Annotated in this window: 18 protein-coding genes; all 18 read left to right on the forward strand. The window is 65.6% G+C overall.

The features are described from left to right. Positions 1-56 precede the first annotated feature (56 nt). The 18 genes from AC5RUM_RS05025 (at position 57) to AC5RUM_RS05110 (ending at position 18,278) form a co-directional block, all read left to right on the forward strand. Positions 57-1,280, forward strand: a complete 1,224-nt coding sequence (locus AC5RUM_RS05025) for an amidohydrolase (protein WP_400578180.1) — start codon at positions 57-59, stop codon at positions 1,278-1,280. Positions 1,281-1,416: 136 nt separating this feature from the next. Then, positions 1,417-1,851 (forward strand): MarR family winged helix-turn-helix transcriptional regulator, encoded by a 435-nt coding sequence (locus AC5RUM_RS05030; RefSeq protein ID WP_494033924.1) that lies wholly within the window; start codon positions 1,417-1,419, stop codon positions 1,849-1,851. A gap of 84 nt (positions 1,852-1,935) precedes the next feature. After that, positions 1,936-2,367 (forward strand): organic hydroperoxide resistance protein, encoded by a 432-nt coding sequence (locus tag AC5RUM_RS05035; RefSeq protein WP_494033925.1) that lies wholly within the window; start codon positions 1,936-1,938, stop codon positions 2,365-2,367. Then, positions 2,364-3,392, forward strand: a complete 1,029-nt coding sequence (locus AC5RUM_RS05040; RefSeq protein WP_494033926.1) for an NADP-dependent oxidoreductase — start codon at positions 2,364-2,366, stop codon at positions 3,390-3,392. Before AC5RUM_RS05035 ends, AC5RUM_RS05040 begins: the two co-directional genes overlap by 4 nt. 228 nt (positions 3,393-3,620) lie before the next feature. Continuing rightward, positions 3,621-4,730, forward strand: coding sequence for a BMP family lipoprotein (locus AC5RUM_RS05045; RefSeq protein ID WP_494033927.1), 1,110 nt, complete (start codon positions 3,621-3,623; stop codon positions 4,728-4,730). A 182-nt stretch (positions 4,731-4,912) separates the two neighbouring features. Further along, positions 4,913-6,508, forward strand: coding sequence for an ABC transporter ATP-binding protein (locus AC5RUM_RS05050; protein WP_494033928.1), 1,596 nt, complete (start codon positions 4,913-4,915; stop codon positions 6,506-6,508). Beyond that, positions 6,501-7,910 (forward strand): ABC transporter permease, encoded by a 1,410-nt coding sequence (locus AC5RUM_RS05055; protein WP_494033929.1) that lies wholly within the window; start codon positions 6,501-6,503, stop codon positions 7,908-7,910. The genes AC5RUM_RS05050 and AC5RUM_RS05055 overlap by 8 nt, the downstream gene beginning before the upstream one ends. Then, entirely contained in the window at positions 7,907-9,235 is a 1,329-nt protein-coding gene (locus AC5RUM_RS05060; protein WP_494033930.1) for an ABC transporter permease, read from the forward strand. The genes AC5RUM_RS05055 and AC5RUM_RS05060 overlap by 4 nt, the downstream gene beginning before the upstream one ends. A 5-nt stretch (positions 9,236-9,240) precedes the next feature. Further along, positions 9,241-9,678 (forward strand): cytidine deaminase, encoded by a 438-nt coding sequence (locus AC5RUM_RS05065; RefSeq protein ID WP_494033931.1) that lies wholly within the window; start codon positions 9,241-9,243, stop codon positions 9,676-9,678. Beyond that, entirely contained in the window at positions 9,675-10,988 is a 1,314-nt protein-coding gene (locus tag AC5RUM_RS05070; RefSeq protein ID WP_494033932.1) for a thymidine phosphorylase, read from the forward strand. Before AC5RUM_RS05065 ends, AC5RUM_RS05070 begins: the two co-directional genes overlap by 4 nt. Positions 10,989-10,992: 4 nt before the next feature. Further along, entirely contained in the window at positions 10,993-11,610 is a 618-nt protein-coding gene (locus tag AC5RUM_RS05075; protein ID WP_494033933.1) for a DedA family protein, read from the forward strand. A gap of 101 nt (positions 11,611-11,711) precedes the next feature. After that, complete coding sequence (locus tag AC5RUM_RS05080) at positions 11,712-12,452, forward strand: DedA family protein (RefSeq protein ID WP_494033934.1); 741 nt, start codon at positions 11,712-11,714, stop codon at positions 12,450-12,452. A gap of 61 nt (positions 12,453-12,513) precedes the next feature. Continuing rightward, on the forward strand, positions 12,514-13,659 hold the full coding sequence (locus tag AC5RUM_RS05085) for an adenosine deaminase (RefSeq protein ID WP_494033935.1): 1,146 nt from the start codon (positions 12,514-12,516) through the stop codon (positions 13,657-13,659). Positions 13,660-13,726: 67 nt separating this feature from the next. Beyond that, on the forward strand, positions 13,727-14,344 hold the full coding sequence (locus AC5RUM_RS05090; RefSeq protein ID WP_494034204.1) for a MazG nucleotide pyrophosphohydrolase domain-containing protein: 618 nt from the start codon (positions 13,727-13,729) through the stop codon (positions 14,342-14,344). A gap of 122 nt (positions 14,345-14,466) precedes the next feature. Continuing rightward, positions 14,467-15,747: a phosphopyruvate hydratase gene (eno, locus tag AC5RUM_RS05095; protein ID WP_400578162.1), complete on the forward strand. Its 1,281-nt coding sequence runs from the start codon at positions 14,467-14,469 to the stop codon at positions 15,745-15,747. A gap of 134 nt (positions 15,748-15,881) precedes the next feature. Next, complete coding sequence (locus tag AC5RUM_RS05100; RefSeq protein ID WP_494033936.1) at positions 15,882-16,595, forward strand: FtsB family cell division protein; 714 nt, start codon at positions 15,882-15,884, stop codon at positions 16,593-16,595. Positions 16,596-16,668: 73 nt separating this feature from the next. Further along, a complete protein-coding gene (locus tag AC5RUM_RS05105; protein ID WP_494033937.1) occupies positions 16,669-17,334 on the forward strand; it encodes a DUF501 domain-containing protein in 666 nt (221 codons plus the stop codon). Beyond that, entirely contained in the window at positions 17,331-18,278 is a 948-nt protein-coding gene (locus AC5RUM_RS05110; protein WP_494033938.1) for a Ppx/GppA phosphatase family protein, read from the forward strand. Before AC5RUM_RS05105 ends, AC5RUM_RS05110 begins: the two co-directional genes overlap by 4 nt. Position 18,279: the final 1 nt, after the last annotated feature.

The raw sequence follows: 18,279 nt of genomic DNA on the forward strand, positions 1-18,279 counted from the left end.
CCGTAACGCGGCGAAGGCGATGCCGTTATTCTTTCGCGCCTCGCTAGAGTTGTGCTGTGCGCAATTACACTACTGAAGCTGAGCCCACCGCGCTGGTGGGGCCGTGGCTCGAGCCGCTCCTGCCGGAACTGATCGATTTCCGCCGGGACCTGCATGCGCACCCCGAACTGTCCTTCAAGGAGTTCCGGACCACGGACAAACTCGTGGAGCGCCTGCTTGAGGCCGGACTGGAACCGCGCCGTCTCGACGGCACCGGCCTCACCGTGGACGTCGGGGAAGGCCCCATCGCCACCGCGCTGCGCGGCGACATCGACGCCCTGCCGATCATCGAAGAAACGGGCCTGCCCTTCGCATCAAAGAACCACGGTGTGACCCACGCCTGCGGGCACGACGTCCACACCACGACCATGCTGGGCATCGCCCTGGTGCTGCACCGCATGCACCTGGAATCGCCGCTGGGCGCCACGGTCCGGATTATCTTCCAGCCCGCTGAGGAGACGATGCCCGGCGGCGCGCACTCGTGCATCGAGCAGGGCGTTCTGGAAGGCGTGCCGCGCATCCTGGCGCTGCACTGCGACCCGCGGATCAACGTCGGAAAGATCGGTACCCGCATCGGCGCCATCACCTCCGCCTCGGACACCATCAAGATCGAGCTCAGTGGTCGCGGCGGCCACACCTCGCGCCCGCACCTAACCGAGGACCTCGTCTTCGCCCTTGCCCAGATCGCGGTGAATGTGCCCGCAGTGCTTTCCCGCCGCGTGGACGTCCGCAGCGGTGTGTCCGTTGTCTGGGGCCAGATCAACGCCGGTTCGGCGCCCAACGCGATTCCGGGAACCGGCTACATGTCCGGGACCATGCGCTGCCTGGACCGCGACGCCTGGCACAGCGCCGGCGAACTCCTGGACGAAGTGGTCCATCAGGTGGCCGAGCACTACGGCGTGGACGTGCACCTGGAACACACCCGCGGCGTGCCCCCGGTAGTGAACTCGGAGCACGAGACCGCCCTCATCGAGGCTGCGGCCCGGGCCGAGATCGGCGAAGGCGCAGTGGTCCTGACCCCGCAGTCGATGGGCGGAGAGGACTTCGCCTGGTTCCTCGCCGAGCTGCCCGGTGCCATGATGCGCCTGGGCACGAAGACCCCGGGCGGAGAAGAGTACGACCTCCACCGCGGCGACTACATCGTCGACGAACGCGCCCTCGGCTACGGCATCCAGGTGCTCACCGCCGCGGCTCTCCGCACCATCCGCGACCTCGACCCTGCCGCGCAAACGGACACCTAGGCTCCGGCCCCACCCGGCGCGAACTGGCAGGTAATGCCCTCAAATCCCCGTTTTGAGGGCATTAGCTGCCAGCTCGCGCTTATTTTTTGCCTTAAGTAAGTTGTGCACAATTCAATTGTGGGCTATCGTTTCAGTCATGACCGACGCTCCCCGCCTTGACCGCCAGGTGTGCTTTGCGCTCTATGCAGCGTCCCGGGCGGCAACCGCCGTGTACCGGCCGCTGCTGGATGACCTTGGCCTGACCTACCCCCAGTACCTCGTGATGCTGGTGCTGTGGGAAAACGAACCGCGCGGCGTGCGGGAACTGGGGGAGGAGCTGGGGCTCGACTCCGGCACCCTGTCGCCCCTGCTCAAGCGGCTCGAAGCCATGGGCCTGGTGGAACGCCGCCGGTCCGCAGAAGATGAGCGCCGGGTGGCCGTGCATCTGACAGCGGAGGGAACAGCCCTCAGCAGCAGGTCTTCCGGCATTCCCGAGCGCCTCGCCGACGCCGCCGGGCTGAGCCCCCGGGAGCTTGACCAGCTCCGTGAAACCCTGGGCAAGCTGACTGCCGCCCTGCACGATTCGCATTGACGCCCAGTCGGGCCTTAATCCCGACCCCATTGACATCGACACCGCACCAGGCGGACTGCCGAACCCATCAGAACGGAACCAATCTTGAAGACTCTCTACACTGCCGAAGCCCTCGCTTCCGGCGAAGGCCGCGACGGCTCCGCGCGCACCAAGGACGGGAAGCTGGACGTGACCCTGGCCAGCCCCGTGGAACTCGGCGGAAGCGGCCAGGGCACCAACCCTGAACAGCTGTTCGCCGCCGGCTACGCCGCCTGCTTCCATTCCGCCCTCCGGGTGGTGGGCCGCAAGGAGCGCGCCGACCTCACGGACTCTGCCGTGGCGGCGAAGATCCATTTCGGTGCCCTCGACGGCGGTGAAGGCTACGGTCTTGCGGCCGAACTCGAGATCGCCCTGCCGGCACTGGACCGGACTGACGCTGAGGCGCTCATGGCCAAGGCGCACCGGATCTGCCCCTACTCAAACGTGACCCGCGGCAACATGGATGTGGCGCTGACCCTCGTGGAGTTCGCAGCGTGAGCGGCATCCAGTCCCTGGCGTTGCCCGCAGCAACCCGCGAAATCCAGCTGGCATCGCGTCCCGTGGGCCGCCCGGCCCCGGAGAACTTCCGGCTGGCCGAAAGTCCGCTTCCGGAACTCCGGGACGGGCAGGTGCTGGTCCGAAACCTCTTCATCTCGGTAGATCCGTACATGCGCGGCCGGATGAACGACGTCAAATCCTATTCAGCGCCCTTTGCGCTGGATAAAGCGCTCGACGGCGGGGCGGTGGGTGAGGTGATCGCGTCGCGGGCCGCCGACCGCAAGGTGGGGGACGTCGTCGTTCATCATCTCGGTTGGCGGGAGTATGCGGTGGTAGACGCCAGCGCATCCACCCCCGCGCGAACTGACCTTGCACCTGCGTCAGCCTTCCTCGGCGCGCTGGGCATGACCGGGCTCACCGCCTACGCCGGCCTGTTGAAGGTGGCCGGGTTCAAAGGCGGCGACGCGGTGTTTGTCTCCGGTGCTGCCGGGGCCGTCGGATCGCTGGTGGGGCAGATCGCCAAGGCCATGGGCGCATCCCGGGTGATCGGCAGCGCCGGCTCTCCGGAGAAGGTGGCACGCCTCCTGGAGCTCGGCTTTGACGCTGCCTTCAACTACCGCGACGCTCCAGTCCGGGACCAGCTCAAAGCTGCCGTGGGTGACCGCGGGATCGATGTCTACTTCGACAACGTGGGCGGGGAGCATCTGGAGGCGGCGTTGTCCGTGCTGAATGTCGGCGGGCGCGTGGCCATGTGCGGCGCCATCGCGCAGTACAACTCGACGGAGCCGCCGCCCGCTCCGCGGAACCTTGCCCTGGCGATCGGCAAGCAGCTTACGCTGAGGGGATTTCTCGTCAGCAGCTACCGGCAGTACGCCGGCGAGTTTGCAGAGCTCATGGCCGGCTGGTTGGCCGACGGCACCGTCTCCTACGACGAAACCGTGGTGGACGGTCTCGCGAACGCGCCGCAGGCTTTCATGGATCTGCTGGACGGTGCGAACACCGGAAAGATGCTGGTCCGCATCTAGCACCTACTCGTAGGTAACAAGTTCTCAACAATCTTCAGTTTCCGCCATGGAAGTGTTATCCGGGCGTGGTGCAGGCCACTAAAGTGGCTTGCATAAGGCGCTTTAGCGCAGTGCTGCGAAACCATCAGTGAAAACAGAATTTCAGTGTGGAGCATTAGAAACGGACACTCATTGACTCTCCGTCGTGGCGCCCCTCTCTTTCTTCCTGGAGGAAATTTGAAGAACTCAATGCTTGCAAACATCAAGCGCGGTTCACTTAAGCGCGGTTCAGTGGCGGGCATGGCATCCGTTGGGGCGGCGGCCCTGCTGCTGACCGGATGTGGCCCTGCACCAGAAGCAGGCAGCCCCACGGCCACGGCCAGTGACTACAGCGGCTGCATCGTGTCTGACTCCGGCGGATTCGACGACCAGTCGTTCAACCAGTCGTCCTACGAGGGACTCAAGAAGGCTGAGAAGGATCTTGGCATTCAGGTCCGCCAGGTCGAGTCCAAGACCAACAACGACTACGATCCGAATCTGCGCGCCATGGTGTCCGCGGGCTGCGACCTCACTGTGACTGTGGGCTTCCTCCTCGGCGACGCCACCAAGAAGCAGGCCGAAGCCAACCCGAACAGCCACTTCGCCATCATCGACTTCGGCTACCCAAAGCCGATTGCCAACGTCAAGCCCATCATCTACGACACGGCGCAGGCTGCGTTCATGGCCGGCTACCTGGCCGCGGCCACCTCGAGGACCGGAACTGTTGCCACGTTCGGCGGCGTCAAGATCCCCACCGTCACCATCTTCATGGATGGCTACGCCGACGGCGTGAAGTACTACAACGAGAAGAAGGGCAAGGACGTCAAGCTCCTCGGCTGGGACAAGGCCAAGCAGGACGGCAGCTTCACCGGCGACTTCGAAAAGCAGGACAAGGGTAAGCAGCTCACCCAGAACTTCCTGGACCAGGGGGCAGACATCGTCATGCCCGTTGCCGGACCGGTGGGCAAGGGTGCCGGTGCGGCGCTGAAGGAAGCCAAGGCCGCAGGCAAGGACGTCAAGCTCATCTGGGTCGACTCCGACGGCTTCCTTACCGCCCCGGAATACAAGGACATCATGCTTACGTCTGTCATGAAGCAGATGGGCTCTGCCGTGGAGACTGTCGTCAAGGAAGACAAGGAGGGCAAATTCAGCAATGAGCCCTACGTCGGCACGCTCGCGAATGAGGGTGTCCAGCTGGCCCCCTTCCACGACCTTGATTCGGCTGTTCCCGCCGACATCAAGACCGAGCTGGACCAGATCAAAAAGGACATCGTCGACGGCAAGCTGAAGGTTGAGTCCGCCGCCAGCCCCAAGGCGTAACTTCCTCCGCTAAGCGCCACCGCCCGGATGGTCATTGACTGCACGGGAGGTGGCGCTTTTCGTTGGGCCGCTTTTGATGGCGCGATGTCCGGCCCACCCATGACTGCAGGCACTAGGCTGGTCCTGCAGCCACATATCCCGTCCGGCCTGCACTTCCGGACGCAACGAGATTGGTCAGAGTTTTGAAACTTGAACTCAAGGGGATCACCAAACGCTTCGGCTCCCTGCTCGCCAATGATCACATAGACGTGGTTGTTGAACCCGGACAGATCCACAGTCTGCTGGGCGAAAACGGGGCCGGAAAATCCACCCTGATGAATGTCCTTTACGGGCTGTACGAGCCCACCGACGGTGAAATCCTCATCGACGACAAACCAGTGAGCTTCCGCGGCCCCGGAGATGCCATGGCGGCCGGCATCGGCATGGTGCACCAACATTTCATGCTGGTGCCAGTGTTCACGGTGGCGGAAAACGTAGCGCTCGGCGCCGAGTCCACCAAAGCGGGCGGGCTCCTGAACCTTGACGACACCCGCCGCAAGATCCGGGAGATCTCGGACCGTTACGGATTCGACGTCGACCCCGACGCCCTCGTGGAGGACCTTCCGGTGGGCGTCCAGCAGCGCGTGGAAATCATCAAGGCGCTCGTGCGCGACGCCAGAGTACTGATCCTGGATGAGCCGACGGCGGTGCTGACGCCCCAGGAGACCGACGAACTGCTGGACATCATGCGCCAGCTCAAGCAGAGCGGCACATCTATCGTCTTCATTTCCCATAAGCTTCGCGAGGTCAAAGCCATTTCGGACACCATCACGGTGATCCGCCGCGGCAAGGTGGTGGGCACCGCCGAGCCCGGCACCGCCACCACGGAGCTGGCTTCGATGATGGTGGGCCGCGCGGTGAGCCTCACCCTGGACAAGGCGCCGGCCAAGCCGCAGGAAACCACGTTCGAGGTCAAGGACCTGACCGTCATCGCGCCGAACGGCCACCACACTGTTGACGGCATCAGCTTCAGCATCGCCCGGGGCGAAATCCTCGCCGTCGCCGGCGTCCAGGGCAACGGCCAGACCGAACTCACGGAGGCGATCCTGGGCCTGCAGGAGCGGGTCCATGGCTCCATCCTGCTCGACGGAAAGGAACTCCTCGGCCGCAGCGTCAAGGAAGTGCTGCACGCCGGCGTCGGCTTTGTCCCGGAAGACCGCAAGGTGGACGGCCTGGTGGGAACCTTCTCGGTAGCCGAAAACCTGGTGCTCGACCTCTACGACAAGGCTCCCTTCGCCAAGGGCATCAGCATGAGCCCGGCCAAGGTCCTGGAGAACGCCAACTCGAGGATCGGCGAATTTGACGTTCGCGCGCCCTCGGCAGCCGCGGCGGCCGGAACGCTTTCTGGCGGCAACCAGCAGAAAGTGGTGATGGCCCGGGAGCTCTCGCGGCCGCTGCGGCTGTTCATTGCCTCGCAGCCCACCCGCGGTGTCGACGTCGGCTCCATCGAGTTCCTGCACCGCCGCATCGTGGCGGAACGGGACGCCGGTACCCCGGTGATGATCGTCTCCACGGAACTGGACGAGGTGATGGAACTCGCCGACCGCATCGCCGTGCTCTACAAGGGCAAACTCGTGGGCATCGTGCCCGCCGGAACGGGCCGCGACGTCCTGGGCCTCATGATGGCAGGGCTTTCACCCGACGAGGCTCACGCTGATGCCACCCATCACCCCGCTGCTCCGCACAGCAGGCAGGAACCGGTGTCCCCCTCCCACGCCGAAGGAGGCGACCTTGACTGACCAGAACCAGCCACAAGACCCCGGCAGTAACCCCGCAGGCCCCGGTGGCGACAAGCACCACGGCAAGCACCCCGACCAGCACCACGTGCCGAAACCGGCTGACGAGGAAACCGCAGCAGTGGTGTCGCTGGACACGGCCGGCGGAGCCATGGAACCCTCGGCGGTGCCGGCAACGGCCCAGAGCGGCAAGATTCCGGGCGGCCCGGAGACCCTGGCGCGCAGGATCTTCACCGGAAGCGGCATGGTGTCCGTGCTTGCCGTGTTGCTCGCGTTGATTCTCGGCGGACTATTGATCGCGTTCACGGACAAGCAGGTGGGTACCACAGCCACGTACCTGCTGGCCCGCCCCACCGACTTCCTGTCCGCGGTCTGGAATGCGGCCACGCGGTCCTACGTGGCGCTGTTCCAGGGCTCGGTGTTCAACCCCAGCGGTGCGGGAATCGGCGGGCAGTTCGCCCCGCTGCTGGAAACGCTCACCATCGCCACGCCGCTGATCACCGCCGGCCTCGGTGTTGCCCTGGCCTTCCGGGCCGGACTGTTCAACATCGGTGCACAGGGCCAGATCATCATGGCCGGCATTCTTGCAGCGTGGGCGGGGTTCGCCCTGCACCTCCCCGTGGGCCTGCACCTGCTGCTGGTCCTCGTGGCCGGAATCATCGGCGGGGCCTTCTGGGGCGGCTTGGTGGGTTACCTTAAGGCCCGGACCGGAGCCCATGAGGTCATCCTCACCATCATGTTCAACTACATCGCCCTGTATCTGCTGAGGTATCTGCTCAACACGCCGGCGTTCCAGCGGCCGGGGGAGTCCAACCCGATTTCCCCGATCCTGGACCCCAGCGCGGTGTACCCGCAGATTCTCGGGAGCCAGTACCGGCTCCACCTCGGCTTCCTGCTGGCCATCGCCACCACGGTTTTCGTGTGGTGGCTCCTCAACCGTTCCACTGTGGGCTTTGAGTTCCGGGCTGTCGGGGCCAACCCGAAGGCGGCACAGACCGCAGGCATCAACGTGTCCCGCTCGACGGTCCTGGCCATGGCCATCGCTGGCGGCCTGGCCGGCCTGTCCGGAGTGGCGCAGGTTGCCGGTACGGAGAAGGTCCTCACGGACGGCGTCGCGGCCACCTACGGTTTTGACGCCATCACCGTGGCGCTGCTGGGACGTTCGACGCCGTGGGGAACCTTTGCGGCCGGCCTGCTGTTCGGCGCCTTCCGCGCCGGAGCAGTGCAGATGCAGATCCAGACCGGAACGCCGATCGACATCGTGCTCGTGGTCCAGTCGCTGATTGTGCTGTTCATAGCGGCTCCGCCGCTGGTGCGGGCGGTCTTCGGGCTGAACCCGCGGCGCAAGAAGCAGCCAACCGCAGCGAAGTCCAAGGCGGCGGCAACCACCGGAGGTGCAGCATGAGCACGACAGCAACGTCGCCCCGGCCGGGAAAAAGGGAGCCGGGAACCCCGCAGCCCGCTGACGGGCGCCAATCGGCAAGATCGGCGAAGCCGGTCACCTGGAAGACCCCCGTCCTGCTGACCGTTTTCGGTGTCCTGGCCCTGATCTTCTTCGGCCTCATGGGGCCCAACCAGACCGCACGTTTCGGTCTCTCCTCCAGCGGGGACTTCTTCCAGCTGCCGGCACTGGAGGTCCCGGGGTTCCTGGGCGGCATCGTCCTGTCGGTCCTGATGCTGGGCCTGGCAGCCTACGCCGTCTACCTCAAGACCAAGGACCAGGCCGCGCCCCGCTGGTTGCCCGTCACGTTCATCGTGCTCTTCGTGGCCGCCTTCCTCATCTGGGTCGTTGGCGGTGCCCGAACGCCGAGCATCTCCCTCGCCGGCCTGATCGCCGGTTCGGTGACACTGGCGGTGCCGCTCGTGTTCGGCTCGCTCTCGGGCGTCCTGTGCGAACGGGTGGGTGTTATCAACATCGCCATTGAGGGCCAGCTGCTGGGAGGCGCCTTTACGGCGGCCATGGTGGCCACGATGACCAGGAATCCTTTCGTCGGGCTGCTGGCGGCTGCGGTGGCGGGCGCCGTGGTCTCCATGGTCCTGGCCCTGTTCAGCATCAAATACCTTGTCAACCAGATCATCGTGGGCGTGGTCCTGAACGTGCTGGTCTCGGGCCTGACGGGCTTCCTGTTCAGCACGGTGATGCAGGCCGACAAGGCAGCGTTCAATTCCCCGGGCAGGCTGCCCATCATCGACATCCCGGTGCTGTCCAGCATCCCGGTGCTCGGGCCCATCCTGTTCAAACAGTCCGCGGTCGGCTACCTCATGTATATCGCGGTGATCGTGGTGTGGATCGGTCTGTACAAGACCAGATGGGGCCTGCGGGTCCGCGCAATCGGTGAGCACCCGCAGGCCGCGGACACGATGGGCATCAAGGTGAACGCCACACGCTTCTGGAATGTCACGCTTGGCGGCGCCGTTGCCGGGATCGGCGGCTCCTTCTTCACGCTGGTGGCGATCGACAGTTTCACCAAGGAGATCTCCGGCGGGCGCGGCTTCATCGCGCTGGCTGCCCTGATCTTCGGGCGCTGGAACCCCATCGGTGCGTTCTTCGCCGCGCTGCTGTTCGGTTTCGCGGACAACCTGCAAAGCATCGTGACCATCATCGGAACCCCGGTGCCCAGCCAGTTCATGGCCATGCTGCCTTATCTGGTGACTGTCCTGGCGGTGGCGGGGCTCGTCGGCAGGTCGCGGCCGCCGGCAGCCAGCGGCATTCCGTACGTCAAGGGCTGACGGCCATGGAGGAAATTCCGGCGCCCCCGCGAGCGACGGCCGGCCAGGCCGACGTCGACTGGCCGGCCCTGAAGGCGGCTGCCGTCAGTGCCATGAGAAACGCCTACGCCCCCTACTCGAAGTTCCCGGTGGGGGCGGCTGCGCTCACCGCGGACGGACGGATCGTGAGCGGCTGTAACGTGGAAAACGCCAGCTACGGCCTGACGCTGTGCGCGGAGTGCGCGCTGGTGGGCAATCTCCGGATGACCGGCGGCGGACTCCTGCGGGCGTTCTATTGCGTCGACGGGGGCGGCAACGTACTCATGCCGTGCGGGCGCTGCCGCCAACTGCTGTACGAATTCCGGGCACCCGGCATGGAACTCATGACCACGCACGGAATCAAAACCATGGACCAGGTGCTGCCTGACGCATTTGGTCCCCAACACCTGGAGGAAACCCGGTGACCCAGAACAGCGAGCCGTTTGACGCCGTCGACGTCATCCGAACTAAACGTGACAAGGGTGTCCTGAGCCCCGAACAGATCGACTGGACCATCGACGCCTACACGCGGGGTGTCATCGCCGACGAGCAGATGGCCGCGCTGAACATGGCCATCCTGCTCAATGGCATGGACCGGTCCGAGATTTCCGGCTGGACCGCCGCCATGATCGCCTCGGGTGAGCGGATGGACTTCTCCAGCCTCCGGCGCCCCGACGGGGGGGTGAAGGCCACGAGCGACAAACACTCCACCGGCGGTGTGGGGGACAAGATCACCCTTCCGTTGGCGCCCCTTGTGGCGGTGTTCGGAGTGGCGGTGCCCCAGCTCTCCGGCCGCGGGCTCGGGCACACGGGCGGAACGCTGGACAAGCTGGAGTCAATCCCCGGCTGGCGAGCCGCATTGAGCAACGAGGAAATCCTGGCCCAGCTTCAGGACGTCGGCGCAGTCATTTGCGCCGCCGGTGCGGGCCTGGCCCCCGCCGACAAGAAGCTGTATGCACTCCGGGACGTCACCGGAACCGTTGAAGCCATCCCGCTGATCGCTTCGTCCATCATGAGCAAGAAGATCGCCGAAGGCACCGGCTCCCTGGTGCTCGACGTCAAGGTGGGCAGTGGGGCCTTCATGAAGGACGAGGCCCGCGCCCGCGAACTGGCAGAGACCATGGTGGCCCTGGGCAAGGACGCGGGGGTGAACACGGTTGCCCTCCTGACCGACATGAACACGCCCCTTGGCCTGACCGCGGGCAACGCCATCGAGGTGGAGGAGTCTGTGGAGGTGCTGGCCGGCGGCGGTCCGGAAGACGTCGTCGAACTGACCGTCCGGCTGGCAGAGGAGATGCTGGGGTGTGCCGGGGTCAACGGCGCCGACCCTGCAGCCGCGCTCAAGGATGGCCGCGCGATGGACGTCTGGAACCGGATGATTGCAGCCCAGGGCGGAGATCCGCGGGCGAAGCTGCCCGTGGCGAAGGAGTCGGAGACCATCTACGCTCCGGCCGACGGTGTCCTCGTGGAGCTGGACGCTTTGGCTGTGGGCGTGGCGGCCTGGCGCCTCGGGGCAGGCCGCGCACGGAAGGAGGACACGGTGCAGGCAGGCGCCGGCGTCCGCCTGCATGCGAAGCCGGGGGCGGTTGTGCGGGCGGGGGAGCCGCTCGTGACCCTGCTGACGGACACCCCGGAGAAGTTTGCCCGCGCCAAAGAAGCACTCGAGGAAGCATTCACGATTGCTCCGGAGGGGTCGCGCCCGGGGCAGCAGCTCATCATCGACCGCATCGCATAGCGCCGTGCAGGCCATCAACGACTTCATCCTCGCGGCCGCGGGGCAGCCCTGGGTCCTGTTCATAGTCCTGGCTTGCTGCTTCATTGACGGGTTCTTCCCGCCCATCCCGAGCGAATCCGTCGTGGTGGGGTTGGCCGCCGTCGCGGCGACGGCGGACGTCCCCAATCCATGGCTCCTCATGGCGATCGCGGCGCTGGGCGCCTTCACCGGGGACAACACCGCCTACCTCATCGGCCGGGGCGTGGGAATCCAGCGCTGGCACTGGATGCGGGGACCGCGCATGCAGCGGGCATTCCGGTGGGCCGGGCGCGAACTCCGGAAGCGGCCGGCGTCGCTGATCCTCGTGGCGCGGTTCGTGCCGATCGGCCGCGTGGCGGTCAACCTGACAGCCGGGGCCACGCACTACTCCCGCACCCGCTTCATCGGACTGACAGTGCTGTCCGCGTCACTGTGGGCCAGCTACTCGGTGGCCATCGGGTTGTTTTTCGGCCAGTGGTTCGAGGAAAACCACCTGCTCGGGGCCGCAATCGCGATTGTCTGCGCGATCGCGCTGGGCATCATCGTGGACATCGTTATCACCAAGCTGCGCGGAAGAATTCCCGAGCCATTAGCGGAAGAGTGATTTTCCTGAAAGGGGCATAGCGGATATGCTCCCGCCATGCGACACTGAAGAGCGATTTACGTCACTCTCAGTTCTTGTCATTGTCGAGGAGCAACACCCGCGTGGAGTTTATAAATGAGGCCGTGCTCCATGCAGCGGGTCAATGGTGGATTTATCCCGTTTTGCTTTTGTTTTTCTTCGTTGACGGCTTCGCCATGGTCGTGCCGAGCGAGACGCTCATCGTCGCTTTGGCGGCCTTCTCCCGGCACAGCGGCGAGCCCAATCTCTGGATCCTGGGGCTGACTGCACTTGCGGGTGCGATGGCCGGCGACAACATGGCGTACCTTCTTGGCCGGAAGATCGGCCTGAACCGCTGGAAATGGATGCGCCGCCCGAAGGTCCAGAAGGCCTTTGCCTGGGCACGCTATGAACTGGAGAAACGCGGTGCGGTGCTGATTTTCACGGCACGCTACATCCCGTGGGGTCGCGTGGCGGTCAATTACGTCGCCGGAACCACGGGCTTCCCGCGCCGTCGCTTCTTCCTGCTGGACGCCTTCGCGTGTGTGACCTGGGTGGGATATTCCGTCGGCATCGGCATTGTGGCCAGCTCATTTCCACTGCTGCACCACAATCCGCTGCTCGGAGCCGGCATCGCGGTGGTCTTCGCCGTCATCCTGGGAATAGTCATTGACCACCTGCTGCGCTGGTGGCACAAGCGGCTCGGACGCAACGACGTTGTCCTGGAGCCGCAGAGCGCCGAAGCCGATGCGGCGCTCCGGAATGTCTCCGAAGCTGCCGACGCCGATCGCCTCACCGCTGCGCTGCCTGTTGCCCTTACCGCCGATGCGGAACCTGGCCGCTGAGACAGGCCCGCTGAGGGCCGGGCCGTTGGCGTTGCACGCCCTCCAACCCTAGAGTTGGCATGTGACTGAGCCAATCGTTGACGCCGCCCCTGCCCTTGACTTCGACCTGAAGAGCCTTCCCAAGGTATCCCTTCACGACCATCTGGACGGGGGCCTGCGCCCCGCCACCATCATTGAGCTGGCGGAGGCTGCTGGCCACACCCTTCCCTCAACGGATCCTGCCGCGCTGGGGGAGTGGTTCCGGGAGTCCGCGAACTCCGGCTCCCTCGTGCGCTACCTCGAGACCTTCGACCACACGGTGGCTGTGATGCAGACGAAGGAAGGCTTGTTCCGTGTGGCCAAGGAGTTCGTCGAAGACCTCGCCGATGATGGCGTGGTCTACGGAGAGGTCCGTTGGGCACCGGAACAGCACCTCCAGAAGGGCCTGACCCTGGATGAAGCGGTGGAGGCCGTCCAGGAAGGCCTCGAAGCAGGCGTGGACGCAGTGTCCGAAAGCGGCCGCGAAATCCAGGTGGGCCAGCTCATCACCGCCATGCGGCACGCCGAGCGTGGCCGCGAGATTGCGGAACTCGCCGTCCGCCACCGCGACAAGGGCGCCGTCGGCTTTGACATCGCAGGCGCCGAAGACGGCTTCCTGCCCTCGCGCTTCCGCGATGCCTTCACCTACCTGGCTGAAAACAACTTCCCCGCCACCGTCCACGCGGGAGAGGCTGCGGGCCTGGACAGCATCCAGTCCGCCCTGGTGGACGGCCGCGCCCTGCGCCTGGGCCACGGCGTCCGCATCGCCGAGGACATCATGGTGGAGTTCGACGAGAGCGACGACACCGGTGAAGACGATGACAATATCGGCCTGGTGACCCTCGGCAACCTCTCCAGCTGGGTCCGCGACCGCGGCATCCCGCTCGAAATCTGCCCCTCCTCCAACCTGCAGACCGGTGCTGTGGCCGGATTCGGCGAAGGCATCGAGAGCCACCCGCTGGACATGCTCTACCAGCTGGGCTTCAACGTGACCATCAACACAGACAACCGCCTCATGAGCGGAGTGACCCTCACCGACGAGTTCGAGCTCCTGGTGGAGACCTTCGACTACGACCTCGATGACTTGCTGGAACTCACTCTCAACGCAGCCGAGGCCTCCTTCCTCCCGCTCGAGGAAAGGGAAGCCCTGGTGGAGTACATCAACGACGCCTACGCGAACCTTGGCTAAGGACTCGCCCGACGGGGTGGGGGAGCTGCTGCGGGTGATCGCCGCTCTGCGTGAGCACTGTCCCTGGATGGGCGCCCTCACCCACGCCTCGCTCGTGGAGTACCTCCTCGAGGAGGCCTATGAGGTCGCCGAGACGATCGAGACGGGTGCGGATGAAGCGGAACTGAAAGGTGAGCTGGGGGACGTGCTGCTCCAGGTCGTGCTGCACTCCCGGCTGGCCGAAGAGCGGGGCACCTTCGCGTTCACCGACGTCGTCAGGGGCATCACCGCCAAGATGATCCGCCGCAATCCCCACGTGTTCCGGCCGGACGGCTCCCTGCAGGACACGTTCCCGGCCACCGTCGAGGAGATTGTGCTCAAGTGGGACGCCGTCAAGAAGGCCGAAAAGCCCGACCGGGCCAACCACTTTCAGGGCATCCCTGAAGCCCTGCCCGCCCTGGCCCGGGCGCAGAAGACCCTGGACCGGGCTGACCGGGCAGGGCTGGCCCACGCTGCGCACGCCAAGGCGCCGGTTGGGCCGGCCAGTCCGCCGGTTGAACTTGCCGGAACCTTCACCACCGAAGCGGAGCTCGGCGAGCTCCTCCTCGCCCTCGTGGGGGTTGCGCACCGTAAGGGTTTCGACGCCGAACGGGCCCTCCGGGGTGCCGTCCGCCACTACCAGGATCAGGTTCCGCCGGGATCATGACGTCCGTGTGCTGGATAGGTTTCCGTAACGTTCACCACTCTCGACTACGCTAGTCCCTGACGAGGACGTCGAGTCTTTCCGCTAGTTTCCCAGTAAATCGCTTCACCATAAGGAGCATATTCATGGCGCTTATCGATGCCATCCACGCCCGCGAGATCCTCGATTCCCGTGGCAACCCGACCGTAGAAGTTGAAGTTCTGCTGTCCGACGGCCAGATCGGCCGCGCGGCAGTCCCCTCCGGTGCTTCCACCGGCGAACACGAGGCTGTCGAACTCCGCGACGGAGACAAGGGACGCTACCTCGGCAAGGGTGTCCAGAAGGCCGTTGACGCCGTCATCGACCAGATCGCTCCGGCCCTGACCGGCTTCGACGCCACTGACCAGCGCAGCATCGACCAGGCCATGATCGACCTGGACGGCACCCCCAACAAGGGCAAGCTCGGCGCGAACGCCATCCTGGGTGTCTCCCTGGCCGTCGCCAACGCAGCCGCGGCCTCCGCTGACCTGCCGCTGTACAAGTACCTGGGTGGCCCGAACGCCCACGTCCTGCCTGTACCGCTCATGAACATCCTCAACGGCGGCTCGCACGCCGACTCCGACGTCGACATTCAGGAGTTCATGATCGCCCCGATCGGCGCCGAGACCTTCTCCGAAGGCCTGCGCTGGGGTGTTGAGGTCTACCACAACCTCAAGTCGGTACTGCAGGCCAAGGGCCTCTCCACGGGCCTTGGCGATGAGGGTGGCTTCGCCCCGAACCTGCCGTCCAACCGCGCGGCACTGGACCTCATCCAGGAAGCCATCACCAACGCCGGCTACACCCCGGGCAAGGACATCGCCCTGGCACTGGACGTCGCCTCCTCCGAGTTCTACAAGGAAGGCGCCTACCAGTTCGAAGGCAAGGCCCTTAGCTCCGCAGAGATGAGCGCCTACTACGCCGAGCTCGTTGCCGACTACCCGCTGGTGTCCATCGAGGACCCGCTGGACGAGAACGACTGGGAGGGCTGGAAGATCCTCACCGACACCATCGGTGACAAGGTCCAGCTCGTGGGCGACGACCTGTTCGTCACCAACCCCGAGCGCCTGCAGCAGGGCATCGACGCCGCCACGGCCAACTCCCTGCTGGTCAAGGTCAACCAGATTGGCTCGCTGACCGAAACCCTGGACGCCGTGTCGTTGGCACAGCGCTCCGGCTACACCACCATCACCTCGCACCGCTCCGGCGAGACCGAGGACACCACCATCGCCGACATTTCCGTCGCCACCAACGCCGGCCAGATCAAGACCGGTGCCCCGGCACGCTCCGAGCGCGTTGCCAAGTACAACCAGCTGCTGCGCATCGAAGAGGAACTCGACGACGCCGCACGGTACGCCGGCCGCAGCGCCTTCCCGCGTTTCAAGGCCTAATAGCCGGAATAACAACTGACCGGTGGCTATGGTGGAAAGACCGTAGCCACCGGTTTTGTTTTAAGGACGTTGCCGGTGAGGCAGCTGCTCGTCAGCGGCCAAGCAAGCATCAGTCCAGCGTTTACAGGAGTGTCATGGCTACCCGCCGTCCCAAAGTTCCCCGGGTGACCCCAGCCACCCGGCAGCCCGAGACAGATGCCGCCGGGGGAGATGTCATCCAGGCGGACTTCGGCGGCCACCGGCCGGCCGGGGCGGTCAGGGAAGCGGGCACGAGGAACACCTCGGCCGGGGAAAAGGGTGTGGCCAGCACGGCAGCAGCGGGTAACGCAGCAACGGCGGCCAGCGCAGCTGCCGTGGGGAAGGCAGCGGCGTCCGGCAGCGGCTCCCCGAAGGAGCCAGGGAAGAACGGCAGCAAATCCGCTGCGTCAGCTGATTCGGTAGCCGATGAAAACCTCGACCCCATCCCCGCCAAAGCGTTTTCGGGGCGCATGCTGGCACTGGCCGTCGTCATGATTGCCATCACCATCATGCTGGCTCCCACCGTGAAGATCTTCATCGACAAGCGCGCCGAAATCGCCGCCCTCGAAGCAGACATTGCCGCCAGCAAGGCAGACCAGGACGACCTCAAGAGGCAGGTCTCACGCTGGCAGGATCCGAACTACGTCAAGCAGCAAGCGCGGGACCGCATTAACATGGTTATGCCGGGTGAGACCGGCTACTGGGTGTTCGGCAGTGACTTGCCGGCCGGCGAGTCAGCCGGCCCGCCCGGTGCAGCAGCAAAAGACCCCGCCAACCTGCCGTGGGTGGATTCCCTGTGGGAGTCCATCCGGCGTTCGGCAACAGACTAAGCGGCGCCCGCCGCAGGACTGTCCCAGACACCTTTGGAACAGCCACATCCGGGCAGGAAGGACGGCCGCGCCAGTGGACGACAACACGGCACCTGCGCCGGAGGAATCCCGACGACCCTCGGCACGCGACCTGGAGGTGCTGAGCCGCCAGCTGGGCAGGCCGGTCCGTGACGTCGTGGAGATCCCGGCGCGCTGCGTGTGCGGCAACCCCCTCGTGGCGGCCACGGCTCCGCGGCTGAGCAACGGGACGCCGTTCCCCACTACGTTCTACCTGACGCATCCGGTAATCACGTCCGCCGTGTCGCGGCTTGAGGCAGCCGGTCTCATGAATGAGATGAACGACCGCCTCGCCGCGGACGAACCGCTGGCCGCGGCGTACCGTTCCGCCCATGAGGCATACCTGCTGGCCCGCGCCGAGATAGGGGGCCGGTCCGGCATCGGCGAAGTCCCCGAAATCGATGGCGTCTCCGCCGGTGGGATGCCCACCCGGGTCAAGTGCCTTCATGTGCTCGTGGGGCACTCGCTCGCTGCCGGCCACGGAGTGAATCCTCTCGGCGACGAAGCCATCGCGGCCATCGGCGAGTGGTGGACCGCCGACCGCTGCTACTGCGACGGCGCGTGGGACACCGAGGGCGAAGCCCCGTCCAGGGATCTTAGCCGGCACGGGCCCCAGGGCCTGCCGGCCATCGTGGGGCGGCCGGCTCCGGTCCGGAAGTCCAGGAAGGAGACCAGCGAATGACCAGAGTTGCAGCCATTGACTGCGGGACCAATTCCATCCGCTTGCTGATCGCCGACATCGACCGCGGCAACGGCCCGACAAAACTCACCGACATCGTGCGGGAAATGCGCGTTGTGCGGCTGGGCCAGGGTGTGGACGCCACGGGCGAGCTGGCTCCCGAAGCCCTGGAGCGTACCTTCGCGGCCGCCGCTGACTACGCCGAGACGATCCGCGAGTACCGGGCTGAGAAAGTCCGCTTCGTGGCAACGTCCGCCACCCGTGATGCCCGTAACCGCCAGGTCTTCGTGGACGGCATCCGTGGCCTCCTAGGCGTCGAGCCGGAAGTGATTTCAGGCGACGAGGAAGCGGCACTCTCATTCGCGGGGGCCAGCAGCGTGCTGCCGATGTCCGATGCTGACCGCGTACTCGTGGTGGACCTGGGCGGCGGGAGCACGGAATTCGTCCTGGGAGACCAGAACGGCGTGATCGCCGCGAAGTCAGTGGACATCGGCTGCGTCAGGCTGACCGAACGCCACCTCACAAGCGATCCCCCCACCGTTGAACAGATCGCCGCCGCGGAGGCCGACGTCGACGCCGCGATCGCCGAAGCGGGACTGGACGTTCCGCTGGAACGCAGCACCGCCGTCGTCGGCGTTGCAGGTTCCGTTACCACCATAACGGCGCATGCGCTGAAGCTGCCGGAGTACCTGCCGGCCGCCATCCACGGGGCCGAGCTGTCCATTGGAGCCATCGAGGAGGCAGCCAGCAGCCTGCTCGCCATGACCCGGGCGCAGCGGGCAGCGCTGCCCTACATGCACCCCGGCCGCGTCGACGTAATCGGCGCCGGTGCCCTGGTCTGGCGGCGCATCCTGACCAGGATGCGCGAGCTTACCGCAGGAGAGGTCATTACGGCCACGGCCAGCGAACACGATATTCTTGACGGAATTGCCCTGAGTGTCAGCTAAC

Source organism: Arthrobacter sp. B2060 (assembly GCF_059090445.1).

Bases quoted from the DNA above. Each gene is read 5' to 3' on its own strand.
- AC5RUM_RS05110 (WP_494033938.1), top strand. From the start codon at position 17,331: ATGACCAGAGTTGCAGCCATTGACTGCGGGACCAATTCCATCCGCTTG.
- AC5RUM_RS05045 (WP_494033927.1), top strand. From the start codon at position 3,621: ATGCTTGCAAACATCAAGCGCGGTTCACTTAAGCGCGGTTCAGTGGCG.
- AC5RUM_RS05065 (WP_494033931.1), top strand. From the start codon at position 9,241: ATGGAGGAAATTCCGGCGCCCCCGCGAGCGACGGCCGGCCAGGCCGAC.
- AC5RUM_RS05060 (WP_494033930.1), top strand. From the start codon at position 7,907: ATGAGCACGACAGCAACGTCGCCCCGGCCGGGAAAAAGGGAGCCGGGA.
- AC5RUM_RS05090 (WP_494034204.1), top strand. From the start codon at position 13,727: ATGGGCGCCCTCACCCACGCCTCGCTCGTGGAGTACCTCCTCGAGGAG.
- AC5RUM_RS05030 (WP_494033924.1), top strand. From the start codon at position 1,417: ATGACCGACGCTCCCCGCCTTGACCGCCAGGTGTGCTTTGCGCTCTAT.
- AC5RUM_RS05100 (WP_494033936.1), top strand. From the start codon at position 15,882: ATGGCTACCCGCCGTCCCAAAGTTCCCCGGGTGACCCCAGCCACCCGG.
- eno (WP_400578162.1), top strand. From the start codon at position 14,467: ATGGCGCTTATCGATGCCATCCACGCCCGCGAGATCCTCGATTCCCGT.